Origin of the sequence: Posidoniimonas corsicana (assembly GCF_007859765.1) — a bacterium.
Taxonomy (GTDB): domain Bacteria; phylum Planctomycetota; class Planctomycetia; order Pirellulales; family Lacipirellulaceae; genus Posidoniimonas; species Posidoniimonas corsicana.
The window spans coordinates 1684080-1709204 of sequence record NZ_SIHJ01000001.1 but is presented as its reverse complement, the minus strand read 5'-3'; the positions used below and the strand labels follow the sequence as shown (position 1 = coordinate 1709204).

The following is a 25125-nucleotide window of genomic DNA, read 5'->3' as shown; positions in this document are numbered from 1 at the left end:
GCGAAACTCGCGGCATGGAACGCGACCTCGTTGACTGGCTGCAGAAGACGCTCCCTCCGCACCCGCTGCTGCGGGTCGGGCTGGGCGACGACGCCGCTGTGCTGTCGCTCCGCCAGACGGCTGACTTAGTCGTGACGACCGACTCGCTCGGCGACGGCTCGCACTTCCTGCTCAACGAGGCCGAGCCACGCTGGATCGGCCACAAGTGCCTCGCAGCCAACCTCAGCGACCTGGCCGCCATGGCCGCCAAGCCGGTGGCGGTCGTCGTTTCGGTAATGCTCCCCCGCGGCCACGCGGACCCACTCGCCTTGGCGAAGGGCCTGTACCGCGGCATGCTGCCGCTGGCCGAGCAGTTCGAAACCATCATCGCTGGCGGCGACACCAACGTCTGGGACGGGCCACTCACGGTCAGCGTCACCGCCTTTGGCCAACCGACCGACCGAGGCGCCCTGCTCCGCAGCAACGCCCGGGCGGGCGACGCCATCCTCGTGACCGGCGAGCTGGGCGGCAGCATCACCGGACGCCACCTCGACTTCACGCCCCGCGTAGCGGAGGCGTTGCTGCTCCACCAGCGGTACGATCTGCACGCCGGCATGGACATCACCGACGGCCTATCGCTGGACCTCAGCCGGCTGTGCGCGGCCAGCGGCCGCGGCGCCCTGCTCGACGCAGCCGCCATACCCGTCTCGCCGGCGGCCCAGCAACTCGCCGCCGCGGACGGGACCGACCCACTGCACCACGCGCTGTCCGATGGCGAAGACTTCGAGCTGCTGCTGACCGCGCCCCGAGAAACCGCCGAAGCCATGCTCCGCGAGAGTCCCGTGGAGTGCGGCCTTTCGATCGTGGGCGAGGTCACTGCCCGACCAGGCATGGAGATCCGAGAAGCGGATGGACACACAACCACTCTCGAACCGACGGGCTTCTGGCATGGCTAGCCGGATCCACTAACTACCAACCTCCAACCACTTGTTGACACCCCCGTGAATCCGCTCGAGATCGAAATCCACTCCCTCACCGACACCGACCGCCTGGGCCAGGCACTCGCGGCTACGCTGCCGGCGGGCACGACCATTTCGCTGATCGGCACGCTCGGCGCCGGCAAGACCCGACTGGTGCAGGCCGTTGCCGCCGCGCTCGGCACGCCCCGCGAGGACGTGACCAGCCCGACCTTCGTGCTGCTCAACGAGTACACGTCCGGCACGCGGCCGGTCTACCACTTCGACGCGTACCGCCTGAAGGACGACGACGAGTTCCTCAACCTCGGCCCCGACGAGTACTTCGAGGGGGTCGGCCTGACGTTTGTCGAATGGGGCGACCTGGTCGCCAACTGCCTGCCGAGCAACACGGTGCGGATCACTATCGAGCCGACCGACGGCGAGTCACGGCACGTCACGATCACAGGCCTGCCCCCCGAAGACGCGGCCGCATTGAAGGCCTCTCTCGGCCAACCCGGCGCTTAGGGACTTCCAACGGCGCAACCGGAAAGAAGTGCGGAGCAACGGCATTTAGTCGTTGTCTGTTCCACTTCACTGTTTTCTCAGCGGCAGAGAGTGCAAAAACTAAACACCAGGCAGATGAAATCACGCAGTGGTATAGGGTGTTTTCGCTTTCTCAACTAACAATGTTGCGAATGCGCCTCGTGGTTCCGCGATTGCGCAAAACGCCGCTAGTTTCCTTGACCCTTGGCTCAAGGCCCTTCTATATTCCGGCTGAGCAGGCGGCTTGGTCACGACGGTCCAACGCCCGCTTCCCTTTTCTTGCGTTTTGAAACTCGTCACAAGCAGCCGCCCGGTTGGGCAAAGGCCTTGTCTAGGTCGGCAGAGGGTTGATCGCGATCCTTGACGCTGAGCCGCGCACTAGGAGATGTCTGGACTTGACGATTGAGTGCTGTTGCTAAAGTACTTGAGCAGCCCTGCGGCCCAAGCCGACGAGCCTCAAGTCAATGCGAATGAACGACCCCAGGAACGATAGGTAGATGGCGCCTCGTTTGTGTGTTTGATTCGACACCCTTTTCTGGTGGAGTGACCTCATGAAACGACTAATTGCTGCGGTGCTGGCCACCATAGGTGTGGCGGCCACCGCGTCGCCTGCCTCGGCCCAGGTGTTGATTGCTGAGTTCTCGGAGCAGACCATCCCGACGAACCCACAAAACGGATTCGGGTCGTTTACGTTCGGCGACCTGAGCGTTGCGGGCGCGATTACCGACGGCCCCGACAGCCTAATCTTCGATGTTCAGACCGATGACGACGGGTCCAACGGGTTGTTCGGCGGCATCGGCGTTGACTACGGCCCCCAGGTAGAGATCGCGCCGGGCGTGGTAATCCTGCAGCCGATCGATTTCGACCCAGCGGTCTCCTGGTGGGAGATGCGAGTCAGGAAGCTGGGCAACAACGCCGCCGGCACCATCAACACCGTCTACCGCGACGTGGACGTTCTGGGGCAAACCGCCGAGGAGTACCAGTTCAATTTCGACCTCAACAGCATCCCCGACGACGGCGAGTTCCATCTTATTTCGGTGGACGCGACAAACTTTGGGTTCATGCAGAACTCGCAGGGTGTCGGCGACGGCGAGAACAACCCGGGATTGAATCAGATTCAGATCCAGAGCGTGTTTGGATCGTCGGACAGGCTCAACGTTGAAGTCGACTGGGTGCGGATCTACACCATTCCGGAACCTGCCAGCCTGGCGTTGTTTGGACTGGCGGTAGCCGCCATGGGCGTCGGTCGTCGACGGTAGACGGCGCCTGCGGGCGCACGAAATCAAACGGAAGATTGAGCGAGCCAAGCTCTTCTGGCTGCGTTCTAGCACACTCGTGGAGTCGGGCGTCGAGAGATCGGCGTGACCGGGGCACCTGGATCCCGGCAAGCCGTAGGGCAAGCGACTGTCGGTTCGGGGCACGAATCAGACCAACCATGCATCACCTTGCGGAGGCTTCTTGGATGAACTTCACGCGCTCAGTACGCCCGGCGATTCTGCTGTGCGGCGTCGCAGGCCTCGCCCTGTTCGTTCGAACGGCTCAGGCAGACAGCGTCGTGCCGGCGACCTTCAACGGTCTGATCGTCAACAACACCACCGGGCAACCGGGCTGGGGTGGATTCGGAGACTTCTCGTACAACGGCGCCGACACCACCCAGGTCAGCTCGGTGGGCCCGTACGGCGCGTTCGTGTACGACTCCGACGCGGCTAGCGGCGGCGATCTGATGAACGGCAGCGGCGCCGGGTACAACTCGGCGCTGAACAGCGAATCGCCCTTCGACCAGCTCACAGGCCACGTGTTCGACATCAAGGCGGACGACTTCCCCATCCTTGACCGCGCCGGCTTCGGGCACAACTTCAACCCGGACAACTACGAGATCCAGGTCGTGTACCGTCCGCTGCCGACCAACGAGGCGCCGGTCTTCAATATCCAATTCGACACACACGACGGCTTCGTCGTGGAGGACCGCGACGGGCTGCCAGGCTTCGGCGAGGGCAAGCGGTCCGGCGAGCAGCACCAGTGGGGCTTCGGCTACACGGACGACCAGGGCAACGGCATGACCATCCAGGAGTTCTACGACGCCAACCAGAAGGACTCCGATGGTTTTGTAACGATCTCAACGCCCCTTAGCGACGGCGCCGGTGGCGTTGGCCCGGACTGGACCTTTACTGGGCCGACCTTCCTGTTCAACAGCGGCGACCAGACTTTCCAGGGGCTCAACACGATCCAGGGGGAGGGCGCGATCGACTTCGGGACCTTTGAGGACCTAGCGCCCAACGGCATCGGCCAGGTTCATATCCAGAGCGCGTTCACCGACGACGAGTCGATTGTCGGACGCCTGCACATCGAGGTGAAGCGGATCACCGTTGTCCCGATCAACCCGGACCCGACGCTCGTCGGGCGGCTGGACGCGATGAGCGGCATCAGCCGGCGGTTCGGCACGCCCTTCTCCACTCAAACCAACCCCGATGGGTCCGGCGCCATCGACAATGCGGACTCCGAGTTCCGGGTCATCCGCGAGCTGGACCAGCTGCAGAGGTTCGACCAGAACGGCTTCACCAACCTGATCATCCAGACCGACGACGACGACGAGACCGGCGGCTTCGGCATCTGGCAGGAGCCGGGGTACCAGGTGTTCGACGGCAACGAGGCGACCGTTGAGATCCGGGCGAAACTCGTTCCCCTCAACCCCAACGCGCAGGAGGCCGGCGATCGGGCCGCGTCGTTCGGCGTGGTGCTGAACGATATGGACGGTGACGACTCGGCTGGGGTTGGCGGCGAGGAGTACCGCTACGAGGTCCAGACCGCCGACCTGAGCGAGGACGCGTTCACCACGCTCCAGATCCCGCTCGCCGACTTCACCTCTCAGCAGGCGTTCGAGTTCGTGAACCCCGGCGACGGGCTGCTGGATGACTTCAACCTGTATTACATGGGGATCGTCACCAACCCAGACGCCGGGCTCGTCGGCGTTGAGATTGAGTATATCGAGATCCGTCTCCCCTCGCCCGCGTTGCCGGGCGACTTCAACGGCGACGGAACCGTTGACGCCGCCGACTACACGGTGTGGCGTGACGGGCTCGGTTCGGAGTTCACCGCGTCCGACTACGAGGTCTGGCGCGACAACTACGGCGCATCGCAAGGCGGCGTCGCATCGGCGGCGCCCGAGCCCGCGTGTGTGTGGTTGCTAGCAGCAGCGGCCGGCCCGCTCGCCGCCCGACGCCGCCGTGCTCGCCCGTGCTGTTGACCCGCGATCCAAAACCACTCATCCGTTGGCGGCGTGGAGAACGCCGTGCCGCGTGGCGTCGGCGCTGCTCGCACCGCCGCGAAATGTCGACTGGAGGATGGACATGAAAAGGACCCGTACCCCCTCGCCAACCGGCTTCACGCTCGTTGAACTGCTGGTGGTGATCGCGATCATTGGAATCCTGATCTCGCTCCTGCTGCCCGCGGTGCAGTCCGCCCGTGAGGCGGCGCGCCGCGCGAACTGCGTCGCGAACCTCAAGAACGTCGCCCTCGCGGCCATCAACCACCACGACCAGATGGGCCACTTCCCGGTCGACGAGGACTACTACGCCGGGACCACGCCGCTGCGAGAGATCAACCTAGCGGACCGCACCGCCGGGCGGTGGATCGGCATCGCCGAGGCGTACCGCAAGTTCCCAGCCGGGCCAGGCGGGGCGCCCGGCGGCCCGGACGGCGGGGGGTGGATTGTGCGCGTGCTCCCCTACCTGGAAGAGCAGCCGCTGATGGACGTGTTTGCCCCATTCCTGGAGGGCCGCTGGCCTGTGCTCCGCACCGGGCTCAACGCCAACGACCCGGCGCTGCGAAACGCCCTGGCGCAGCAGCCCGCGGTGCTGAACTGCCCGAGTGACGAGTTCATCGGCCCGCGGACCGACCAGTTCCCGTTCAGCAGCAGCGCCAACGTGGTCGGTGCGCCAGCCCTGGTCGCCACGACCTCCTACAAGGGCAACGCCGGCGACGGGGACTTCGAGCAGCCATCGCCAGAGAACCCGATCGGGTTCTGGACCTACGACCCGAGCTTCCGCTGCTACAACGGCACCGACTGCGTCGGCATGTTCTGGCGCACCACCTACTACAAGGGCGGCGTCAAGATGCGGCAGGTCACCGACGGAACAAGCAAGACGTTTCTGGTGGGCGAGGCCTCGCCGCTGGACAACAACAGCGCCGCTTGGTCCAGCGACGGCGACTGGGCGATCACCGGCATCGAGCTCAACTGGAACTACCAGGAGTCTGGTTTCTGCACCGGCACTAACGGGACCGGCGGCCGCGACTGCTGGCCACGCATCAGGGGCTTCCGCAGCTTCCACCCGGGCGGGGTCAACTTTGCGATGGTCGACGGCTCCGTCTCGTTCATCACCAACAACATCGACCACCTCAACTACCGGGCGATGTCGACCAGAGAAGGCGGAGAGATCGAACTGCAATGACGCGTGCCAATCGCCCGCTGCTCGCCACCCTGGCCGGCTGCCTGCTCCTCGCGCTGCCCGCCGGGTGCTCGCGCAGCCCGTACGACGCCGACGTCTCTGGCGTGGTGACGCTTGACGGTGCGCCGATCGGGCCCGGCGTGATCACGTTTGCGCCATCGGGCGCGATGGCCAACCCCGCGGTCGGCGCGATCGCTGCCGATGGTGCGTACTTCCTGAAGACCAAGCATGAGCGGGGCGTCGACTCCGGGAAGTACGATGTATCGGTCCAGGTTTTCGAGCCGGAGGAGAAGGTCGCGCCGGGCGAGCGTTCGATGCAGGAGCCGATCCCGCTCGTGCCCGAGCCGTACCTCCGCACCGACACGTCCGGCCTGAGCTTCGATGTCACGCCCGGCCGACAGACCATCGACGTCGCGCTGTCGAGCGACAAGGGCTAGCAGCGTCGCTGCTCAAGGCGGCCCATTTGCGGCGCACTCGTACGCACCGACTGTTCGAACCGGAGGGGCACATGCCGCGATGCAACCTGGTGCTGGCCGCGGTGTTCGTCGCTGTTTTCGCCTGGCGGGCGGATGGGCAGCAGACCTACCTTCTGAACGACTTCAACAACCGGGGGATGGACGTCCTCATCGACGGCCTCGCGGAGGAGTTGGGGCCGTTCGCCGCGAGGTACTTTGACTCGGACGGGTTCGGAGTTGCGTCGTCGGACTTTTCCACGCCACTTGACCTGACCGCCGCGTCGGCCGGATCACTCAACGTCCGCTACAACCCACTCGAGGGTCACGGCACGGACTACTTCACAATCGACCTGTTCGACTCGCACGGCGGGTCGCTGCAATACGAGGTCGACACAACCGTGCCCTCGGCCCCCGGCCAGTTCGGCTTCTACGACTTGCCGCTCTCCATCGAGTCGCCCAGTTCCGGCTCGTACGGCGACTTCGATTTTTCCAGCGTCCGCGGCTGGGGCTTCTCCGGCCAGCCGGGCAGCGACGGGCCGTTCAACGTCAACCTGTGGAACGCCGAGATCGAGGCGCCCGACCCGCCGGTCAACTACGGCGGACGCGACCCCAACTCGCCCTGGCGGGCGGAGGCCGCGCAGCGCATTGATCAGCACCGCAAGTCGGACCTGACGCTCCGCGTGACCGATGCGGCCGGTCAGCCGACGCCGGGCGCCACGGTTCGCGTCCGCCAGACACGGCAGGCCTTCCAGTTTGGAACAGCCGTTGCTGTGGACCAGCTGCTGGGTGGGTCCGCTAACGACAAGATCTACCGCGACACGGTGCTCGAGCTTTTCAACACCGCCACCCTCGAGAACGGACTCAAGTGGCAGCCACTGGCGGGCGACTGGGGGCCGGGGTGGTCGCTCGCCGAGAGCGTGCAGGCGATCGACTGGCTGCAGCAGAACGGGCTCGAGTCACGCGGCCACGTGCTAATCTGGCCGGGGTCGCAGAACCTGCCGTCGTACCTCGACCCGCTGATCGCCCCCGCGCAGTCGGGCGACCAGTCCGCGCGCGATCAGTTGCAGCAGGAGGTGCTGGACCACATCGAGGAGGTGGCGACCGCCACGGACGGCAGGGTCGTCGACTGGGACGTCGTTAACGAAATCGGCACCAATAACGACGTGCTCAACATCTACGGCGAGCCGATCATGGACACGTGGTTCGCCGCTGCCCACGAAGCCGACCCGGACTCAAAGCTCTTCATCAACGAGTTCAACATCATCTCCGACGACGAGAGATCGAAGCGGCAACGCTACCTCAAATCCATCCAGGGACTCGTCGACCGCGGCGCCCAGATCGACGGCATCGGGATGCAGGCCCACTTCCACGACTTCTCTTTGACGGACTTTGACGGCGTCGGCGGTAGCGACCCGCAGACCGTGTGGGACGTGCTGGACATGTTCCACGACGCGACCGGACTGCCGATCACCATCACCGAGTTCGACCTGAACGACGACAACGAGACCCTCAAGGCGGAGTACCTGCGCGACTTCCTGACCGCCACGTTCGCGCACGAGGCGGTGGAGGGGTTCATCATGTGGGGCTTCTGGGAGGGGCGGCACTGGCGGCCCGATTCAGCCATGTTCAACCAAGACTGGTCCGAGACGCCCGCCGTCGAGGTGTGGCGCGACCTCGTCCTGGACGAGTGGATGACCGACGAGGAAGGCCTCGCCGACGACGTCGGAGAATTCGCCCTCAGGGCATTCGACGGGGACTACGAGATCGTCGTCACGATCGACGGCGAGGAGTACACCTTCTCCGGCATTGAACTCCTGGACGACTTAGACCTCACCCTGCAGACGGCGTACGCTGTCCTGCCAGGCGACTTCAACCGAGACGGCGTGGTCGACGCCGCCGACTACACCGTCTGGCGCGACGGGCTGGGGAGCCTCTACTCCCAGCCCGACTACCTCACCTGGCGAGGCAACTACGGCGCCATGCAAGCAACGGCCGCCGACCCGGCGCCGGAGGCCACGGCCGCAGCCCTTGCTGCGATAGCGTTGCTGTGCGGCGCGGGCTGTCGGGCGCGATAGGCACGCGGCAGGGAAAACAGCTCGTGCGGCTGCCGTCAGTCGGCCAGCCCACTTCGTTGATCGCCGAGAGTCCACTCTACCCAGCATGCTTTCGCCTGAAACGGCGGTTGTACGGCTACTGAACGCCCGCGTGGCGGCAGCCGCAGCGGGCACTTACAATGGGAGGCAGCCGACGTACCTCCCGATGAGCCCGTCCCCTTGCCCAGCCGCCCCCCCTCCCCCCGGCGCCGATCACGGCTGAGCTTCGAGCCGCTCGAAACGCGGCAGCTGCTCACCGCGGCGCAGCTGATCGACCTCAACACGACGCCGCTCGGCGACGGGCCGGACGCGTTCGCGTCGATCGGCGGGGACGTCTACTTCCAACAGGATGGCGACCTGTGGCGGGTCCCGCCCCTCGGCGAGCCCCAGGCGGTAGTCGACGATCGGTTCGTCTCGCCGGAGGGGCTGTGGCGGGTTGGCGGCTACCTGCTATTCAGCAACGGCGACGGGATCTGGTCGTTCGACCCTGGCGTCGATGAGGCGACGCTAGTCATCGCCGCCCCCAGCGCACAGACATCGTTCCGCCCGTGGGGCGATCGGATGCTCGTGTCGCGCGGCGATAACCTCTGGCTAACCGACGGCACGGCGACTGGGACCAAGCTGTCGGTCGCCGCCGATCGGCACCTGTCGTTTATCTACTCCGCCGAGCTCGGCGGCGAGCTGCTCTTCTCAGCCTACGACGACGACCACGGCCACGAGCTGTGGAAGGTCGACGCCGCCGGTGACGCCGGGCTCGTTAAGGACATCTGGGCGGGCGGATCGTCCTCGAGGCCCACGAGCCTGATCGCCACCGGCGGCTGGGTCTACTTCACCGCCAACGACGGCGAGCACGGGCCGGAGCTGTGGCGGTCAGACGGGACCGAGCAGAACACCACGCTGGCCCACGAGTTCTACCCCGGCGACGCCAACGTCCCGGCGCCCACCGGCATGTCGGTGGTGGGGGACTACGTGTACTACGCGGCCACTTCAACTCTCTACGGCCGTGAGCTGCACCGCACCCACGCCGCCACCGGCGCTACGTCGCTAGCGGCGGACGCGCTTCTGGGGAGCTCAACGACCGGCAACCCGCTGTCTTCCAACCCGCAGGACTTCCTCATCCACGACGGCGCCGTTTTCTTCACAGCGACCAACAGCGCCGGCGGACGCACGGCGATGAAGTACGACCCGCAGGCCGCGGCACTCGTCAACCTGACGCCTGGGCTGTCACGCGAGTGGATGCGACTTTACGAAGCGGGCGGTCAGGTTTACATCGTGGCCGCCAACCGAGGAGTGAACTCCAACCACTATCTCGACTGGCAGGTGCTGCTGAGCGACGGCACTGCCGCTGGCACAACGGCGGTCGACACACCGGCGTTGTTCCGCGAGACCACGTGGCCGGCCGTGTACGATGAGGGCGCCGCCGGCCTGACGCTGACCTTTGTGCAAACCCGCGAGCACGCGGTCTGGAGGCTCACGCCGGCAGGGGTGAGCGACATCGGGGCGGTCGACTCGAGCCTGATCTCGACTGCCGGGATCCGCGTCGGCGACTACCGGGTGCTCAGTTTCACCAGCTTTAGCTCCCCCTCCACCGGTCTGGGCGACCTGTGGGCCGTCAACCTCGCCGACAACACGCTGGCTCAGCTCGGACAGATCCACGAAGACACTCCGTTCATCGTGGCCGGGGGCCGGGCCTACTACAACGGCTGGGACGGGCAGGCCGGGCACGCGGTGTGGGCCACCGACGGCACGGACGCGGGGACGGCGGTGGTCGTTGACCTCGACGCGCGCACCGACGGCTCCACCCTGTACTACGGCGGGCGTAACTCCTTGGAGTTCAATGGCGAGCACTACTTCGCGGTCGGCGTGGGCGCCAGCGGCGCCGAGCTGTGGGCCTCGGACGGCTCGCCCGCCGGCACGCGGCGGGTGGCCCCCACGGGGACCCAGAGGCCGCAAGACCTGACCGAGTTCGACGGCTCGCTGTACTTCATCGCCGGCCGGCCGGGAATCATCGGGCTAGTCCACCAGTTGTGGAGGGTAGCCCCCGACGGAACCGCCGAACAGGTCGAAGGCGTGCGGGCGACCCGCATCCGGGTGGAGAACGGCGCGCTGTACCTCGAGGGGGCGATCGGCGACGACGCCGGACTGTTCCGCAACGACGGCGGCGGTTTCCAGCTGGTCCGGCGGTCCTACCAGGTGAACGGGACCAACGGCGACTTCAGCTTCCCCCCCGTCGAGCAGGACGGCCGCGTCTTCTACCACTTCGGCAACATCTACCGCGAGGACCTGTACGTGCAGGACCTCGCGACCGGCGCCTGGACCAAGCTCGCCGACGCGCGCACCATCGCTTGGATGCGACCGTTCGGCGAGGGCGTGATCTTCAGCCGCCGCGACAACAACGTCGGCGACTACGATATGTGGTACACCGACGGCACGGTCGACGGCACGCGACCGCTGACCGAGTTCACCCCGGCGCACGAAAACTCGTCCACGTTCCTCCCACTGTTCGAGCAGGACGGCTACTACTACTTCCGCATCGAGACCGCCGAACACGGCTACGAGCTGTGGCGAAACCAGGGCACGCCGGAGAGCGGTGAGCTGGTCATGGACATCCGCCCGGGCGAAGCGGATTCGTTCCCGACGGCCGCGCACGTGCTGGGCGACCGCGTGCTGTTCATCGCCGACGACGGCGTTCATGGCCGCGAGTGGTGGGTGCTCGAGAGCGGCCAGTCGATGCCGCGGCTGCTGACCGACATCGCCGCCGGCGAGGACGACGGCGTGCCGTCGTCGACGGACGTGTACCGACACGGCGACTACGTCTACTTCACGGGCTACGACCCGGAGCACGGCCGCGAGGCGTGGCGGACCGACGGGACCGCCGCCGGTACCGTCCTGCTGCACGACGTTTGGCCCGGACCGCAAAGCTCTCAGCCGCGCACCTACAGCGTGGCCGGCGGGCGGCTGTTCTACCACGCCGACGACGGCGTCCACGGCCGCGAGGTGTGGGCCCTGCCGCTTGACGCGATCCCCACCCCCGGCGACTACGACGCCGACGGATTCGTGACCGCGTCCGACCACGCCCTGTGGCGGTCGACCTACGGTTCGACCACCGACCTGCGGGCGGACGGCAACCGCGACGGCCGCGTCGACGCGGCCGACTACACCGTGTGGCGGGACGCGTGGACCGCGGCGCCCGGCGACTACAACGCCGACGGCGCCGCCACCGCTACGAACCACGGCGTGTGGAGGTCGACCTACGGCTCCACCACCGACCTGCGGGCCGACGGAAACGGCGACGGCCGAATCGACGCCGCCGACTACACGGTGTGGCGGGACAACCTGGCGCCGCCCCCCGCCGAGGGACGCGACACGCCAACGGAGCTCGCGCCGCAAGCCGCCCCACTCGCCTCATCGCTTTCAGCAGCGCCGACCGCCGCGGCTGCAAATGCAGCGTTGGACCAAGCGTTGGCCGCTTGGTCGCCGACCAGCGACCCGCTGCTGTTGGCCCTGCGCCCGACTACCCCACCCAGTCAGGACGCGGCCGCAGCGGAGCTCGCCGACGCCGAGCCCAACGACGAGGCGCCGGGAGCGTCGGCCCCGCCGCTCAGGGCGCTGATAGACAACTGGTGGCGGACGGTCGATCGCCAGGGCTGACGGGTGATTCAGCGCGGTTCTAGATCGATCGACCGCGGCTCCGGCGTCCAGCCGTTGAGCACCTGAGCCGGGTCAGAGTAGCGATCGATGAGCGCCACATCTTCGGGCGTCTTCAGCTCGCGCATGATCGGGTGCCGCTTAGACAGGTCCAGCGGATCGCCGTTCAGGTCCATCGTGTTGTGCTCCCAGAACCGGACATTCTCCCAGCTGAAGGTCTCCTCGGGCTCGACCGAGACCACGCCCTCGGGGACGATCCCGCTCATCCGGCAGTCGATCAGCACGAACTCGGCGAACGGGTAGTTCTGGCCGTGGTTGTTGGGCAGCCGGGCCAGCACCGCGGGCGTCTTGTAGCCGGCGGGGTTGGCGTCGGTTACCGACCAGGGGAGCGGCTCATCGCTCCCAACGATCACGCAATCCTTGAAGACGTGCCCGTGGGCGCCCTCGGGATTGCGGATCCACTGCAGCGGCCCGATCGACCGCAGCTCGCACCGCTCGAAGAACGCCGAGCCGTAGCTGAGGATCGAGTCGCCGTGCCCGGTGAGCTTTGAGTCGACCAGGTAGATGGTTCCCCGCAGCGTCAGCGCGTCGCCCGAGCCGTTGAGCGTCATCCGCTCGACCGAGTTACGATCGCCGGTCACCTTCAACGCCTCGGCCTGTCCCAGGCTGTAGTTGTTGATCGTGAAGTTGGCCAAGCGGATCTCGCTCGAGTCCAGCGCAGAGAACGCCGGCCGGTAGGAGAGGCCGTTGCGGCCGGGGTTGAACGCGCTGTTGTTGCCGTACCCGACGACCGTGGCGTCGCGGTCCTCGCCCCGGATGGTCAGCTTGGACTTGTTGCGGAAGAAGACGATCTCCTCGTACACGCCGCGTTTGACATCGATCGTCACCGGCTCGGCGGGATTGTCGGGCACAAATTCGATGGCGCCCTGCAGCGTGCTGAAGTCCCCGCCGCCTGCGTCAACCGTCAGACGCGTAGCGTCTGGACTCGGCGCGTCGGCCTTGGTGCTGAAGGACCAGCCCGCGCCGGAACCGATTCCGGTGAAGCCATCGTGCTCGATCACGCCGGGGTCGATCTCCACTCGGTACCGGCGGCCGTAGTCCAGCACGTGGCTGTGCAGGTCGATCGTCGCCACCTTGCCGCGAACGATCACCGGGTAGAAGTGGAACCCCTCAAATCCGCCAATGACCATCTCCTGGTACGGCGGCTCGGGCAGCCCCGCGGCGGCGCGCTCGGCCCGCTCCTTCTTCGCGATGGTGAGCGACGGGTTTGGCCCCGCGGAGATGCTCATGTCGAGGCTGTCGACGAGCTCATTGGTCTGGGCATCGTACACGCGGATCATGCCGCTCGTCCCCGCAGCCGGCGGGCTGCCGAACTTGATCCGCAGGTGGGTGTCCGGGTTGACGTTGGTTGCGCCGCGGCTTGGGTAGACGGCATAGCCGCCGGCTTCATCCGCGGCCTGAGTGTGGCTGCAGGCGGCTACAGCGAGCACAGCCAACGCGAGGCAGCAGATACACCGGCCCGCACCGCCTGGCGCCGCCGGACCGCCGTCGGGAAGGCTGCCTACCGGTTGGCGCATCAGGCGTGAGAGGGAAACCAACACTGTCAGAGTCTGAGGCATGATGCCGCCGCTCCCTAGTCTCGGAGGAGACACGCAGAGAGCGCGATCGGCCTCTGCATCAGCCGTGACTGGCGACCTCCGTCCCCAGCCAGGCGGCCACCGCTTCGGCGGTGGACTGCACGCGTTGCTCCTGGCCGTTCTCGGTCTCGTCGAGCACGATCGCGCGGCGCGGCTTGCGGACACGCAGCCGGGCGCGGCAGACCTTGGCGGGGAAGCCGCCGTGGTCGTCGTTGCGGGGACGGGCCTCCTCGTGCCGCTCGATCGTGACGCTGTCGATGTGGTCCAGGCGGAACGTGCAGGGCTTGCCGACCTCGATCACCGGCGAGTAGGCGTCGTAGCGGCCCTCGCCGGTCACGCGGTCGAGCACCAGCCGCACCCGGCCGACCGCCAGCGTCACCACACCGATCAGGAAGAACGCGGCGCCCATCAGGAAGCCCAGGCCAAGCGGGACGAGCTGCAGGTAGCCGCCGATCTCCCGCGTTGTCGCCCAGCCGAACCACCCCGTGGCCGCCATGATCCCTACGCCGAGCAGCGTCGCGAAGACCATCCACACCACGCTCCCGGGCACGCCCCTCAGGACCAGTCGTTCGGTGGTGTTCTCCACGACGCGCATCACACCAATCTATTCGATCCGCCCGCCCGAAACTTTGGGCGTGCCCGACAAATCGGCGGAGGATTGGCGTCGCCATGGGTTCAGCACCGCGGGCGCCGTCCCCATCGCGTCATCGGGCAAGACGCCGCAACTGCGGCCAGCGCCAACAGCGCGGCGGCGGGCTCAGGCGCGGCGGACGGACCGGCCGAGGCGTTTGACGGGGCGCCATAGTTTTCTCGCCACACCGCGTAGTCTGCCTGGTCGACGACGCCATTGAGGTCGGCGTCCGCCGCCAGCAGGTAGCCGGCGTCGCCCAGCGTGTCCCGCCAAACGGTGTAGTCGGCCGCGTCCACCTGCCCGTCACGGTTGAAGTCGCCGGCCAGGGGCAGCGTGTCGGTCGCCAGGTAGATCACGCCGTTCCGCTTGGACGAGAAGTACACCTCGCCCTGCGGGCCGCGGCCGATCCGCACGTCCGACCGCGAGGAGTTCAACAGGTCGATGAACCCGTCGTACACCTGGGCCGGCGTGCCGGGGTTGTTGTCGTGGTCGAGGGCGAGCCGCAGCTTGCCGACCGTGGCCTGCGTCAGCTCGCCCGGCTCGTCGCGCGACGGGTCGTCTGGCGACAGGTCGGTGACCGCTGAGAGCATCTCGTCGAAATCAGAGAAGAAAAGCTCCCCGTCGCGTGCGGCAGAGCCGTTGGTCTTCGACGAGAAGTCCGTGAACAGGAACAGGTTGTTGAGCCGCGGCTCGGCCGCGTTCTGGATGACGAAGCCGCTGGCGATCGAGTTGCCCGACGATCGGTCGCCAACGGGCGCGTCGTGGTCGTACTGGGCGACCGGGTAGCTGTAGCCTAGAGTGGCCTCGTTGGCCGGCAGCGGCGAGACCCCCGTAAAATAGCCTTCGCCGCCGCTGTTGTCGGGCGCCTGGTCGTGGACGAAGGTCCCCTCGCGCTCGGTCCAGCCGTAGTTGTGGCCGGGCAGCACCAGGTTGACCTCTTCCATGTTGTTGCGGCCGATATCGCCCACGAGCACGTGCACGGCGCCCGATGCGTCGCGGTCGAACGAGAACGTGTGCGGATTGCGGAAGCCGTAGGCGTAGACCTCCTGCAGCACGTCGGGGTCGGAGCTGTCGGCGAAGGGGTTGGAACCCGGGATGCTGTAGGGCGAGCCGCCGTCCTGCAGTGGGTTGATGCGGATCATCTTGCCCAGCGCGTTGCCCAGGTGCTGCGGGTCGTCGTTGGGGGAGTGCTTGGTGTTTGAGTCGCCGTGGGTCAGGTAGAGGAGGCCGTAGTCGTCATCGCCCGGCTGGGCGTACGGGTTGAAGGCCGCCTGCTTGATGGGGTGATCGAACACCGGCATCTGCACGCGGAACAGCTCGCGGTGTGACTGCGACGACACGCCCCCGGAGTCGTGGTCGTAAGTCCACTCGGCCAGCACGCCGTCGGCGCCGGTGTTGCCGTAGGTGCTGTCGCCCAGGTAGTGGTGGGCGGAGGTGTTGCCGGGGCGCGACTCGAGGTAGGTGGTGTAGAGCTTGCCGTAGCCGGCGGCGCCCTCGTTGTCGAAGTCGGGGTGGAACGCCACCGACTGCAGTCCCCGCTGGCTGGAGTTGCCGAACACGCTGCGGCCGGTGGCGGATTGCACCGCCGCCGCCACGTCGAACCACTTAGTCGCCGACGCCGTGCCCCCGGCGCCGGTCGGCACGGTAAAGATGTCCCCTTCCTCGGTCGTTACAAACAGGCTGGAGTCGCCCGAGCGGGTGGTCATGTTGACGATGCTGTCGTTGCTCGACGGCAGCGTCACGTAGGGGCGGAGGTTGAGCTGGAAGTCGGCGAACGAGATCGTGTCGTTCAGCAGGTCCTGTGCGGCGGCGGGCGTCGCGGACAGAAGCAGCATGGCTAGCACTGCCCCCCACCCACACCGCGGCATCCGACACGGTTCACACTCGCTCTGCATAGTCGCACTCCGTTCGCCAGAGATGAGAAGACGTAGGACAAGGACCGCCCGCCGGCGCTCGCCGCACCGACCGAACGCTCCGAGTATCCCACTCCACCCACCCCCGAACGAGCGAACCGCAGGCGGCTGTCCGAAAACGAGGCCTGGTTGCAAGCAACGCAACTCCGGCTACGTCCGATCGCCCGGCAGATGAGTCTCGATTAAAGCACCGCCGGGTCTGTTGCGAGAAGTCGCGTGCAGCCGCAGCCGGGGATATACTCCAGTGTCCTTATGCCCATCCCTCCTCTGCGGAAGACTCCTATGTCGCACCGATGCTGGGTGCTCGTCTCTCTCGCTGTTTGCAGTGTTCTCGTCGTCCCCGCGGGGCCCGCGTGCGCCGATCTGCCGGACGACCGTGTCGTAGCCGTGCGGCGGACGCCCATCGACCGCCCCGCGGAGAGTCGAGCCGGCAAGTCACTGTTTCGGGACTCGCTGTACAACGAGCTCGCCCGGCAGACGGTGCTGCTGTCGGCCCGGGAGGAGTTCGGCCTCGCGACGCGCGACGGCTCGTTCTTCGAGGAAGCTAAGTCGGACTCGCCGCGGACGTTTGGGGCGTGGATCGACCTGTGGATAGGCGACGCGGCCGAGCTGTCGGTGCAGCAAGGCGGCGCGGAGGTGCTGCGCGAAACGCTGCCGGTAGAGTACGAGAAGGTGCGCACCTACCTCACGCTGGCGGTCGAGCTGGAAGAGCTGAGCCGCGGACCCGTTGCGGAGATGCTCGCCGAGGCGGGGTACCAGCGCCGCCCGAACCAGGTGGTCGACTCCGCGCCGCTGCCCGATGGCGCCGCCGAGGCGCTGCTGCAGATGAACCACCTGTCGCAGTGGCGGGGGCTGCGGCTGGTGCACGGGGCGATCCGTGAGTCGGGCGAGTCGCCCGAGCGGCTGGCGGCCCTGGCGCAAGGGTACGCCAACCTGTCGCAGCTCTACACGCCGCTGCTCGACCTGCGGACCAACGCCTGCCGCGCGCGGTCGTTGCTCTACTCCCAGCGGCTGGCGGCCCGCTGGCCGGACAGCACGCACGGCAAGTGGCGGCGTGCGTACGCGCTGGTGATGATAGGCATCGTCCAATCGGGGCACGAGACGGCCCGCGAGATCGAACGTGCTGAACGTGCCGACGACGACCCGCCACCCTGGGCGCCGATGCTCGAGGAGTACCGCAAGTACAACACCGCGGCGTTGCGGGATCGTTTCCGGGATGTCGAGTCGCCTCTCAGCTCGCTGGCCGGCGCGCTGTGGTGCCGAGCGGTGCAGCAGCATGACTGCGAGGGCCTCACGCTGCAGGCTTGCCGCGAGCAGCTGTCCGTCCACCCGGACGGCCTGTGGATGATGGATGTCCTGTACGAGGAGTCGGGCGTCGGCTTCAATCACCAGGTGACCGCCATCATGCCCGCGGTGCACAGCCAGCAGATCGCCCGCTGGATGCCCGAGCTGCCGGACCTGCCCGAGGCGGTCGCCCAGATGGTGCGCGACACCGACGAGGCGGCCGTGGACCTGCCCGTGCCGAGCATCGCCAACGAGTTGATCCGCGCCGGCCGCGACGACCCGGGCGAGCCGTCGCTCGCCGTGCTGGGCCGGGGGGTCGAGGCCTGGGCGGCCCTGCACGCGGCGCGGCGGGGGCAGTTCGTCAAGCACTCGCTGGGGATGGACGCCTCGTACGAGATGGCGGCGCTCGAGCCGGTGATCGCGGGCTACCCACTGGCGCCGCTGATCCGCACCCTGGCCGAGCCGCCGGGCTCGCCCGCCGCCGACTACGCCGATGGCCTGAGCGACTTCGTCATGGTCGACGGGGCCGGCCTGGGCGCCCTGTACTCGATCGTGTACCGCCTGCCGAACAACGTGCGGCTGGAGAACATGAACGTCGGCCGGCTGAAGCGGATGCTCCGCGCCTGCCGCATCCAGGTGGAGCCCGACCTCCACCGCACCATGACTAAGCGGTACAGCAGCAAGCCGAAGATGCTGATCTACTTCAGCGAGCAGCTCTCCGACGTCAGCCGCGACTCGCCCGTGCTGATCTCAACCAACGTCCGCTGCCGCTGGGACCTGTTTAAGAACAAGCTCGACAAGCTCCATCAGCAGTACCCCGACTACCCCTCGCTCAACCTGGCGATCGCCAAAGGCTGGCTGGCCCACGGCGACCGCGGGCGGGCGATCGAGTTCTACGAGAAGTACACCGCCCAGGCGCCGGACCCGGTGGCGCTCCGCAGCCTGGCGCACGCGTACTTCCAGGAGGGCGACGAGGACATGTGGCTCGCCACCATGAACCGGATCTTCCAGCACGAAGACTACGGCCTCCGCCACGCGCGGGCCGCCACCGCCATTGCCGCCACGCTGATGCACCAGGGCAAGCACGAGGAGGCCCTGCCGTGGGCGGAGCGGGGCGCAAGCTCTGGCGCCAGCGACACGATCGCCGTCCACTGCGACTGCCTGACCGTCCTGGGCCGGCACGGGGAAGCCGAGGAGCAGGCCATCTACAACACCCAGCGGTACGGCATGAACTACGGCCACGACGACTGGTACGACTGGTGCGCCGAGAACGGCCGCGGCGACCTGGAGGGCGCGTGGGCCCTCAAGCAACGCCGGCTGGCGCGCCACCGACCGCCCGATGACCGCGACCACGCGTTTGCCAATACGCTGCACCAGTTGGTCACCGACCGCCACGCCGAGGCCCGCGACACGCTGGCCGCCCGGCTGGCAGAAAAGTTCAGCCCCTTCGACTCCATCGCGCTGGCGATGCTGCACGACCAGCTAGGCGAAGCCGAGCAGCGCGACGCCGTGTTGCAGAAGATGATCGACCTCGACCCCGCCAGCCTGACCAACGCCTCCCCCTACTTCCTTGACCTGGCCCCCATCCTGAAGGAAGCGGCGGACAGCGGCGACGTCGATCACGACCGTGTCGCTGCGGCGGTCAAGAAGTACCAGGAGAAGTCGAACGTCAACCTCACCGGCACGTACGGCCTGATCGTGGGCTGGTTCCTCCACAACCGCGACCGAGACGCCGAGGCGATCGAGCACTGGAAGCCTGCCGCGCGGTACTCAAAGCCCAATTGGGAGCGAATACTGGCCTGGAAGTTCCTCCGCGGCGCCGGCGTCGACCCAACCCAAATCGAGGGACGCTACTACCGCAACCAGTTCTGGCGTCCCGACGCCCCTGCCGAAGACAACTCCAACGAGGAGGCAGGGCAGTCAATCTCCGATGAGCCGCAGACGGACGGCGGCGGCCGCAGTGGGGCCGCCGCCGAATCCGCTGATGCAGAAGCCAGACAAGCAGAATAAGCCAACGCCGCGGCGGGCCGGCCGCGGCGTTGGCGTCGATGCGGGCGCCGGCCGGGCGCCCGCTCCCTCCCCATAATCATGCCACGGCGGGCTTGCCGCGGCGGCGCCACCCTGCGATGGCCGCGCCGACAACCGCCAGCACGGCCGACGACGGTTCCGGCGTTGGGATGTCGATGTCGCCGGTAAGCGTGCCGACCGCCTCCAACGCGTCGACGTCCTCGAACTCGTAGCCGAACGTCCCGCTGACGTCGAACGCCGTGTCCCACAGGTGGCCGCCGTGCGACAGGTACGACACCGCGAACGCGCCGGGCCCGAGGCCGGTCTTGGACAGGTGCATGATCTCGCCACCGTCCATGAACACCGACCCGATCACGGCGCCGGATGCGTCGATCACGCCCGCGGTGAACGGGTCGACCGTGAACAGCAGCTCGTCACCCGGGCCCCACGACAGCGACGTGTGGTCCAGGTCGGGTTCGACGTCGCTGGCCATGGTGCCGTCGACGTCGATCAGGTGGAGCGACTCGGGGTCAAGCCGCAGGCCATCGCCCATGCCGCTCAGCAGGAGCGACTCGACCGCGGCGACGATCTCGCTGTGGGGGATCCACGGCGTGATCAGGCCCGCCGACGGTCCGGAGGCGCTGAACGCGAACACCGACACGCCGGTCGCGGCGTCGACGTCCAGCGAGAACCGGTTGGCGTCGGCGGTGGCGGGGCCAACGCCGAAACCTCCGATGTAGCCCTCAACCACCGGCGTGGGGATGCCCGCCGGGCGGTTGTGCGTGGGCGGCTCGGCGCCCCAGACCTCCAGCGCGTCCAGGTCCTCCACCACGTGGTGGTTCACGCCGGGGCCCAACCCGGGGCCGGCCGGCGGCGCCTCGATCACGGCCCACACGTCGGCCACGTCGCCCGTGGGCGATAGGTCGACCGGGTCGGGGTCCTCGAAGTGCACGTGGGCCTTTGCGGCGCCGCTGATGCCAAGGTCGGCCGTGACCGAGAACAGCAGCGTGGCCGTGTTGTCGGTCACCTGGCGGAACAGGAAGTCGCCGCGGTTGGCCAGCGCGTCGATCTGGCCCTCGCGGTGCTCGAACGAGTACGTGGGCGACCCGAAGTCGAACGCGTCGACCGAGCCGCTATTGGGGCCGCCGCTCCCGGGGCCCAACGGGCCGTACGGGCCGGGCAGGCCGTCCCACGACACGACCTGCAGCGGGTCGGGCGTGGCGAAGGCGTCGTGGTCCTCGATGTTCACCAGGTTGGGGTCGAGCCCCAGCACGGTCGCCGCGGTGAACCAGTCGGTGTGCGAGTACTCCTTGCCGTACACCTCGCGGGCCGGCGTGGCGCCCGCGGCGTCGGGGCCGATCTTGACCGTGGGCAGGAAGGGGACCGTGGTGTAGTAGTCCCCGGCGTGACAGACCGCGGAACAGGCGGTCGCCAAGACCGCCGCTCCGGCCGCTAGTGCCCTCCCTCCGTGGGGCCTGATTGCTGATCGCATTACACTTCCCTCCTCATGCGCAAGGAGACACCCGGGGCGCGGGTTGCGCGACCGCACCCCGGCTCCCGCTCGGCAAGCGGGATGAGCTCTCAGAAACACGCCCGGCAGCAAACAGCCCGGGCAGCGCATAAAGTCGATCAGCAAAGAAGAGAGCGGCCCGCCAGGAAGCGGGCGCGCACCGGCCATTCTGCGGCGCGACGCCGGCGCGCGTCAAAGGTTTTGCAACAAGGGGCCGTGCGGTTTAGAGCCACCTCGAGCGGAGCGTTGCGGTTTCGCCTGCGACAACTCGCAGGGACCGCCCGGACTCGCCTGGCGGCGGCGGTGCGCACAGCGTGCTTGCGCGACTACAGGATGAACCGGCTGAGGTCCTCGTCGGCGGTGATCTCCCTGAACCGCTCGTCGACGTAGGCGGCGTTGATCGGCACGGCGCCGGTCTTCATGTCGGGCGCCTCGAAGCTGAGCTCCTCCAGCAGGCGTTCCATCATCGTGTAGAGCCGCCGCGCGCCGATGTTCTGCGTCGTCTGGTTGACGTCGAACGCCAGCTGGGCCAGCCGGTCGATGGCGTCGTCCGTGAAGTTGACGGTCACGCCTTCGGTGGCCATGAGAGCGGCGTACTGCTTGGTTAGGCTGGCGCGGGGCTCGGTGAGGATCCGCACGAAGTCCGCGTGGGTGAGGTCGTTCAGCTCGACGCGGATCGGGAAGCGGCCCTGCAGCTCCGGCATCAGGTCACTGGGGCTGACCTTGTGGAACGCGCCGGCGCCGACGAACAGGATGTGGTCCGTCTTAACGTAGCCGTAGCGGGTCTGGACCGTGGTGCCCTCGACGATCGGCAGGAGGTCGCGCTGCACGCCCTGGCGGCTGACGTCGGCGCCCTTGCCCCCTTCGCTGGCGACCACCTTGTCCATCTCGTCGAGGAAGATGATGCCCAGGTTCTCGGCGAGCTCGACCGCCTTGGCGTTCACCTTGTCCTGGTTGATCAGGGCCTCGCACTCCTGCTCGAAGAGCACCTTGCGCGCGTCCTTGACGGCCATCTTGCGGCGGGCGACCTGTTTCGGGAGGATCTTCTCCAGCATGCCCTGCATGTCGATGTCCATGCCGCCGTCGCCGCCGCCCATGCCGGGCAGCATCATCGCCTGCACCTTCTTCTCGGTCTGGATCTCGACCTCGCGTTCCTCCATCTCGCCGGCGACCAGCATGGCGCGCATCTTCTCGCGGGTCCGCTCGTGCCGCTCGGCCGGGTCCTCCTCGCCGGGCCCCACGCTGAACGACGACGGGGTCGGCGCCAGCAGCTCGAGCAGCCGGTCGTCGACCCGCCGCTTGGCCTCCGCCTCGACGCCGGCCATCTCCTGCTCGCGGACGATGCCGATGGCGTTCTCCACCAGCTCGCGGACCATGCTCTCCACGTCGCGGCCGTAGTAGCCGACCTCGGTGTACTTGGTCGCCTCGACCTTGATGAACGGCGCGCCGGTCAGCTTGGCGAGCCGGCGGGCGATCTCGGTTTTACCGACGCCGGTCGGGCCGATCATCATGATGTTCTTCGGCGCGATCTCCTTGCGGAGCGACTCGTCGACGCGCTGCCGCCGCCAGCGGTTGCGGATCGCGACCGCCACGGCGCGTTTGGCGTCCGCCTGACCGACGATGTGGCGGTCGAGCTCAGTGACGATCTCGCGGGGGGTCAGTTCTTTCACGGCGTTGTTGGGTAGGAACGTTGGTGTACGGGGATGCTACGTTGCGTGCCAGTCAGCGCCGCAACTCAAACACTGTCTTGCCTTGTTACTGCGTAATTGCGCTCCGCAGTATGGACACAGGCGGCCCTTGAATCGCGGATTAGTCCCATTGGGATGCAAGTACCAAATCTTTGCCCAACGGAGGGGACAGCCTGTTAATTCTTGCAGCTGTGCCATCGCTAGCGTGGCATCTAGATCTCTCAGCTCTGCTTCGATTGCAGGGGTAACTTCGGAGAATTGAGGAATCCAGACCCCACACTTCTCGCATTTGACTCCCCGCTGCGGCCAATCTGAGTCTGTTAGATTCTCGATCTCATCTCTTGAGTAGGGCGTATCGTACATGAGTGCGGAGCTTTGCAATGTGTAGCGACAGTCCCACCAATCCCCTCATTCTCAAACGTCATCCTGCGGAAAGCGTCTCAACGACGATGTTGTGGTTGGAGTAAACGCAGATGTCCGCGGCGATGGCAAGCGCCTCGCGGACGATTTCTTCGGCGGACAGGTTTGAGTGCTTCGCCAGCGCCCGGGCGGCCGCCACCGCGTAGTTGCCGCCGGAGCCGATGCCGAGGATGCCGTCGGACGGCTGGATCACGTCGCCGGTGCCGCTGACGAGCAGGGTGTCCTTCTCATCGCAGATGGCGAGCAAGGCCTCCAGCCGCCGCAGCGCGCGGTCGGTCCGCCAGTCCTTGGCCAGCTCGGTCGCGGCGCGCGGCATGTTGCGGGGGTGGTCCTTCAGCTTCGCTTCAAATCGGTCCAGCAGCGCGAACGCGTCGGCGGCCCCGCCGGCGAAACCGGTCAGCACGCGGCCGTCCAGAAGCGGGCGGATCTTCCGCGCGTCGGACTTCATGACAGTGTCGCCCAGGCTGACCTGGCCGTCGCCGCCCATCGCGACAACGCCGTCCTTGCGGACCGTCAGGATTGTGGTGGAGCGTATTCTTGGGCGAAGGTTCTCTGGCATGCTGGCCATTGTCCGCGGCCCGGCGAGGCAGGCCAAGGGGCGGGCGGAGATTCGTCGGCGCCCGCTGGACATCCCGCGGCGCCGCTAGCCGCCCAGCGGCTTCCCCTTGCACAGCCACTTCTTCTCGCACGCCGCCCGCCCGCACTTGACGCAGGCGAACTTGGGGTCGCCGACAATGGTCTTGAGCTCGTCGAACTTGCTGACAAAGTCCTTCTTAGACCAGTCGCAGAGGGTCTTGCACTTGGATGACATGGGCGCCCGTGGGTGCTACAAGCGGCGCCGTGGAGCCGCGGGGTGAATTGGCGTAGGGGCTGACGGCTACTATTCTATCATCCGGCCCCCACCCCCTGGAAAGCGCCCGACTATGCCCGCCCCCCTGCCCCGCAGCCCCGAACTGATGAACGCCGACGACACGGCCCTGCTGGTCGTGGACGTGCAGGAGCGGCTGGCCCCGGCGGTGCGGGACCCGGCCCGGCTCACCTGGAACTGCGGCCGCCTGCTGCAGGGCGCCGCGGCCCTGGGTGTGCCGGCGGCCGCGACCGAGCAGTACCCCGAGAAGCTGGGCCCCACGGTCCCAGAGCTGACCGAGCACCTCGCCGGCAGCGCCGCCGCCAAGCTGATGTTCAGCTGCCGCGAGTGCGGCGACCTGCTGTCCGGGTGGCAATCGGACGGCCGCGAGCGCGTGCTGCTGGCCGGCATCGAGACGCACGTCTGCATCCAGCAGACGGCGCTCGACCTGCTGGCCGCCGGGTTCCGGGTGTACGTCGCGGTGGACGCGGTGAGCTCGCGCCGAGAGGTCGACCACCAGACCGCGCTCAGGCGGATGGAGTCGGCCGGCGCGACGCTGACCACCACCGAGGCGGCGTTGTTCGAGTGGTGCGTCGAGGCCGGCACGGCGCCCTTCAAGGCGATCAGCGCGCTCGCCAAGCAGGCTCCCCCTGAATGACCGGCTGGTCCGCCTATCCCTCCTAAAGTCGCGCCGCCCGCCCGCGAACAAACCGCACGTTCCGCTTGACAAGCGGGCTGGCATCGTTGCATTCCGCGCGACCAGCCGATACGCTGTCACCAGCCGGCAGGTATGGATTTGGGCCGGCCCCTCCCAAGGACCCCCTCCGTGTTAGTCCTCTCCCGCAAGATAGGCGAGCGTCTGCTGATCGGCGACCAGGTCGTGGTGACCGTGGTCAAGGCCGGGCCGGGCGGAGTGCGGCTGGGCATCGAAGCCCCCGCCAACATGCCCGTTGTCCGTGAGGAACTGGCCCAGCAGATCGCCGCGGAGGAAGAGCTCCTCCGCCAGGACGCTGCGTTCCTCGAAGCCGACCGCGAAGCCGACTGACCCCCGCCGACTTAGCCGGGTCGC

18 protein-coding genes are annotated in these 25125 nt (G+C 67.4%); 11 read left to right on the top strand and 7 right to left on the bottom strand.

The window, feature by feature from the left end; genetic code table 11:
* The first annotated feature begins 14 nt into the window (after positions 1-14).
* The 8 genes from thiL to KOR34_RS06585 all read left to right on the top strand — a co-directional run bounded on the left by thiL (position 15) and on the right by KOR34_RS06585 (position 12122).
* Positions 15-935 carry a thiamine-phosphate kinase gene (gene thiL, locus KOR34_RS06620; RefSeq protein WP_146563329.1) on the top strand — a complete coding sequence of 307 codons (921 nt, stop codon included), beginning with the start codon at positions 15-17 and terminating at the stop codon, positions 933-935.
* Between the two features lie 45 nt (positions 936-980).
* Positions 981-1460 carry a tRNA (adenosine(37)-N6)-threonylcarbamoyltransferase complex ATPase subunit type 1 TsaE gene (gene tsaE, locus KOR34_RS06615; protein ID WP_146563327.1) on the top strand — a complete coding sequence of 160 codons (480 nt, stop codon included), beginning with the start codon at positions 981-983 and terminating at the stop codon, positions 1458-1460.
* 569 nt (positions 1461-2029) lie between these two features.
* Complete coding sequence (locus KOR34_RS06610) at positions 2030-2737, top strand: PEP-CTERM sorting domain-containing protein (RefSeq protein WP_146563325.1); 708 nt, start codon at positions 2030-2032, stop codon at positions 2735-2737.
* 203 nt (positions 2738-2940) lie between these two features.
* Positions 2941-4722, top strand: coding sequence for a hypothetical protein (locus KOR34_RS06605; RefSeq protein WP_146563323.1), 1782 nt, complete (start codon positions 2941-2943; stop codon positions 4720-4722).
* Between the two features lie 103 nt (positions 4723-4825).
* Entirely contained in the window at positions 4826-5926 is a 1101-nt protein-coding gene (locus tag KOR34_RS06600) for a DUF1559 domain-containing protein (RefSeq protein ID WP_146563321.1), read from the top strand.
* The gene (locus tag KOR34_RS06595) at positions 5923-6360 is read left to right on the top strand and encodes a hypothetical protein (protein WP_146563319.1); all 438 of its coding nucleotides are present in this window, start codon (positions 5923-5925) and stop codon (positions 6358-6360) included. Before KOR34_RS06600 ends, KOR34_RS06595 begins: the two co-directional genes overlap by 4 nt.
* A gap of 71 nt (positions 6361-6431) precedes the next feature.
* Positions 6432-8453 carry an endo-1,4-beta-xylanase gene (locus KOR34_RS06590; protein ID WP_146563317.1) on the top strand — a complete coding sequence of 674 codons (2022 nt, stop codon included), beginning with the start codon at positions 6432-6434 and terminating at the stop codon, positions 8451-8453.
* A gap of 198 nt (positions 8454-8651) precedes the next feature.
* Positions 8652-12122 (top strand): hypothetical protein, encoded by a 3471-nt coding sequence (locus KOR34_RS06585; protein WP_146563315.1) that lies wholly within the window; start codon positions 8652-8654, stop codon positions 12120-12122.
* An 8-nt stretch (positions 12123-12130) separates the two neighbouring features.
* On the opposite strand, the gene KOR34_RS06580 is transcribed toward KOR34_RS06585, so the two are convergent.
* From KOR34_RS06580 to KOR34_RS06570, 3 genes are all read right to left on the bottom strand, one after another.
* The gene (locus KOR34_RS06580; protein WP_197531197.1) at positions 12131-13609 is read right to left on the bottom strand and encodes a pectinesterase family protein; all 1479 of its coding nucleotides are present in this window, start codon (positions 13607-13609) and stop codon (positions 12131-12133) included.
* 187 nt (positions 13610-13796) lie between these two features.
* Positions 13797-14351, bottom strand: a complete 555-nt coding sequence (locus KOR34_RS06575) for a cbb3-type cytochrome c oxidase subunit I (protein WP_146563311.1) — start codon at positions 14349-14351, stop codon at positions 13797-13799.
* Positions 14352-14431: 80 nt separating this feature from the next.
* On the bottom strand, positions 14432-16222 hold the full coding sequence (locus KOR34_RS06570; RefSeq protein WP_197531196.1) for a PQQ-dependent sugar dehydrogenase: 1791 nt from the start codon (positions 16220-16222) through the stop codon (positions 14432-14434).
* A 360-nt stretch (positions 16223-16582) separates the two neighbouring features.
* On the opposite strand from KOR34_RS06570, the gene KOR34_RS06565 reads away from it, so the two are divergent.
* Positions 16583-19594, top strand: a complete 3012-nt coding sequence (locus KOR34_RS06565) for a tetratricopeptide repeat protein (protein WP_146563307.1) — start codon at positions 16583-16585, stop codon at positions 19592-19594.
* A gap of 76 nt (positions 19595-19670) precedes the next feature.
* Here the strand turns inward: KOR34_RS06565 and KOR34_RS26475 are convergent, their stop codons facing one another.
* From KOR34_RS26475 to KOR34_RS26470, 4 genes are all read right to left on the bottom strand, one after another.
* Positions 19671-21026 carry a hypothetical protein gene (locus KOR34_RS26475; RefSeq protein WP_197531195.1) on the bottom strand — a complete coding sequence of 452 codons (1356 nt, stop codon included), beginning with the start codon at positions 21024-21026 and terminating at the stop codon, positions 19671-19673.
* 401 nt (positions 21027-21427) lie between these two features.
* The gene (gene hslU / locus KOR34_RS06555) at positions 21428-22771 is read right to left on the bottom strand and encodes an ATP-dependent protease ATPase subunit HslU (RefSeq protein ID WP_146563305.1); all 1344 of its coding nucleotides are present in this window, start codon (positions 22769-22771) and stop codon (positions 21428-21430) included.
* A gap of 439 nt (positions 22772-23210) precedes the next feature.
* Positions 23211-23768 carry an ATP-dependent protease subunit HslV gene (hslV, locus tag KOR34_RS06550; protein ID WP_146563303.1) on the bottom strand — a complete coding sequence of 186 codons (558 nt, stop codon included), beginning with the start codon at positions 23766-23768 and terminating at the stop codon, positions 23211-23213.
* A gap of 84 nt (positions 23769-23852) precedes the next feature.
* Positions 23853-24020, bottom strand: a complete 168-nt coding sequence (locus tag KOR34_RS26470) for a hypothetical protein (RefSeq protein WP_197531194.1) — start codon at positions 24018-24020, stop codon at positions 23853-23855.
* A 112-nt stretch (positions 24021-24132) separates the two neighbouring features.
* Here KOR34_RS26470 and KOR34_RS06545 point away from each other — a divergent pair, with 112 nt between their 5' ends.
* Together KOR34_RS06545 and KOR34_RS06540 are read left to right on the top strand one after the other, a co-directional pair.
* Positions 24133-24714, top strand: a complete 582-nt coding sequence (locus KOR34_RS06545; protein ID WP_146563301.1) for a hydrolase — start codon at positions 24133-24135, stop codon at positions 24712-24714.
* Positions 24715-24882: 168 nt separating this feature from the next.
* Complete coding sequence (locus tag KOR34_RS06540) at positions 24883-25101, top strand: carbon storage regulator (RefSeq protein WP_146563299.1); 219 nt, start codon at positions 24883-24885, stop codon at positions 25099-25101.
* Positions 25102-25125 lie beyond the last annotated feature (24 nt).

Coding starts and splice junctions, on each gene's coding strand:
- KOR34_RS06570 (WP_197531196.1), bottom strand. CDS start 16,222: ATGCTGCTTCTGTCCGCGACGCCCGCCGCCGCACAGGACCTGCTGAAC.
- KOR34_RS06605 (WP_146563323.1), top strand. CDS start 2,941: ATGAACTTCACGCGCTCAGTACGCCCGGCGATTCTGCTGTGCGGCGTC.
- KOR34_RS06600 (WP_146563321.1), top strand. CDS start 4,826: ATGAAAAGGACCCGTACCCCCTCGCCAACCGGCTTCACGCTCGTTGAA.
- KOR34_RS26470 (WP_197531194.1), bottom strand. CDS start 24,020: ATGTCATCCAAGTGCAAGACCCTCTGCGACTGGTCTAAGAAGGACTTT.
- KOR34_RS06590 (WP_146563317.1), top strand. CDS start 6,432: ATGCCGCGATGCAACCTGGTGCTGGCCGCGGTGTTCGTCGCTGTTTTC.
- KOR34_RS06575 (WP_146563311.1), bottom strand. CDS start 14,351: ATGCGCGTCGTGGAGAACACCACCGAACGACTGGTCCTGAGGGGCGTG.
- KOR34_RS06565 (WP_146563307.1), top strand. CDS start 16,583: ATGTCGCACCGATGCTGGGTGCTCGTCTCTCTCGCTGTTTGCAGTGTT.
- KOR34_RS06610 (WP_146563325.1), top strand. CDS start 2,030: ATGAAACGACTAATTGCTGCGGTGCTGGCCACCATAGGTGTGGCGGCC.
- KOR34_RS06545 (WP_146563301.1), top strand. CDS start 24,133: ATGCCCGCCCCCCTGCCCCGCAGCCCCGAACTGATGAACGCCGACGAC.
- KOR34_RS06595 (WP_146563319.1), top strand. CDS start 5,923: ATGACGCGTGCCAATCGCCCGCTGCTCGCCACCCTGGCCGGCTGCCTG.
- hslV (WP_146563303.1), bottom strand. CDS start 23,768: ATGCCAGAGAACCTTCGCCCAAGAATACGCTCCACCACAATCCTGACG.
- thiL (WP_146563329.1), top strand. CDS start 15: ATGGAACGCGACCTCGTTGACTGGCTGCAGAAGACGCTCCCTCCGCAC.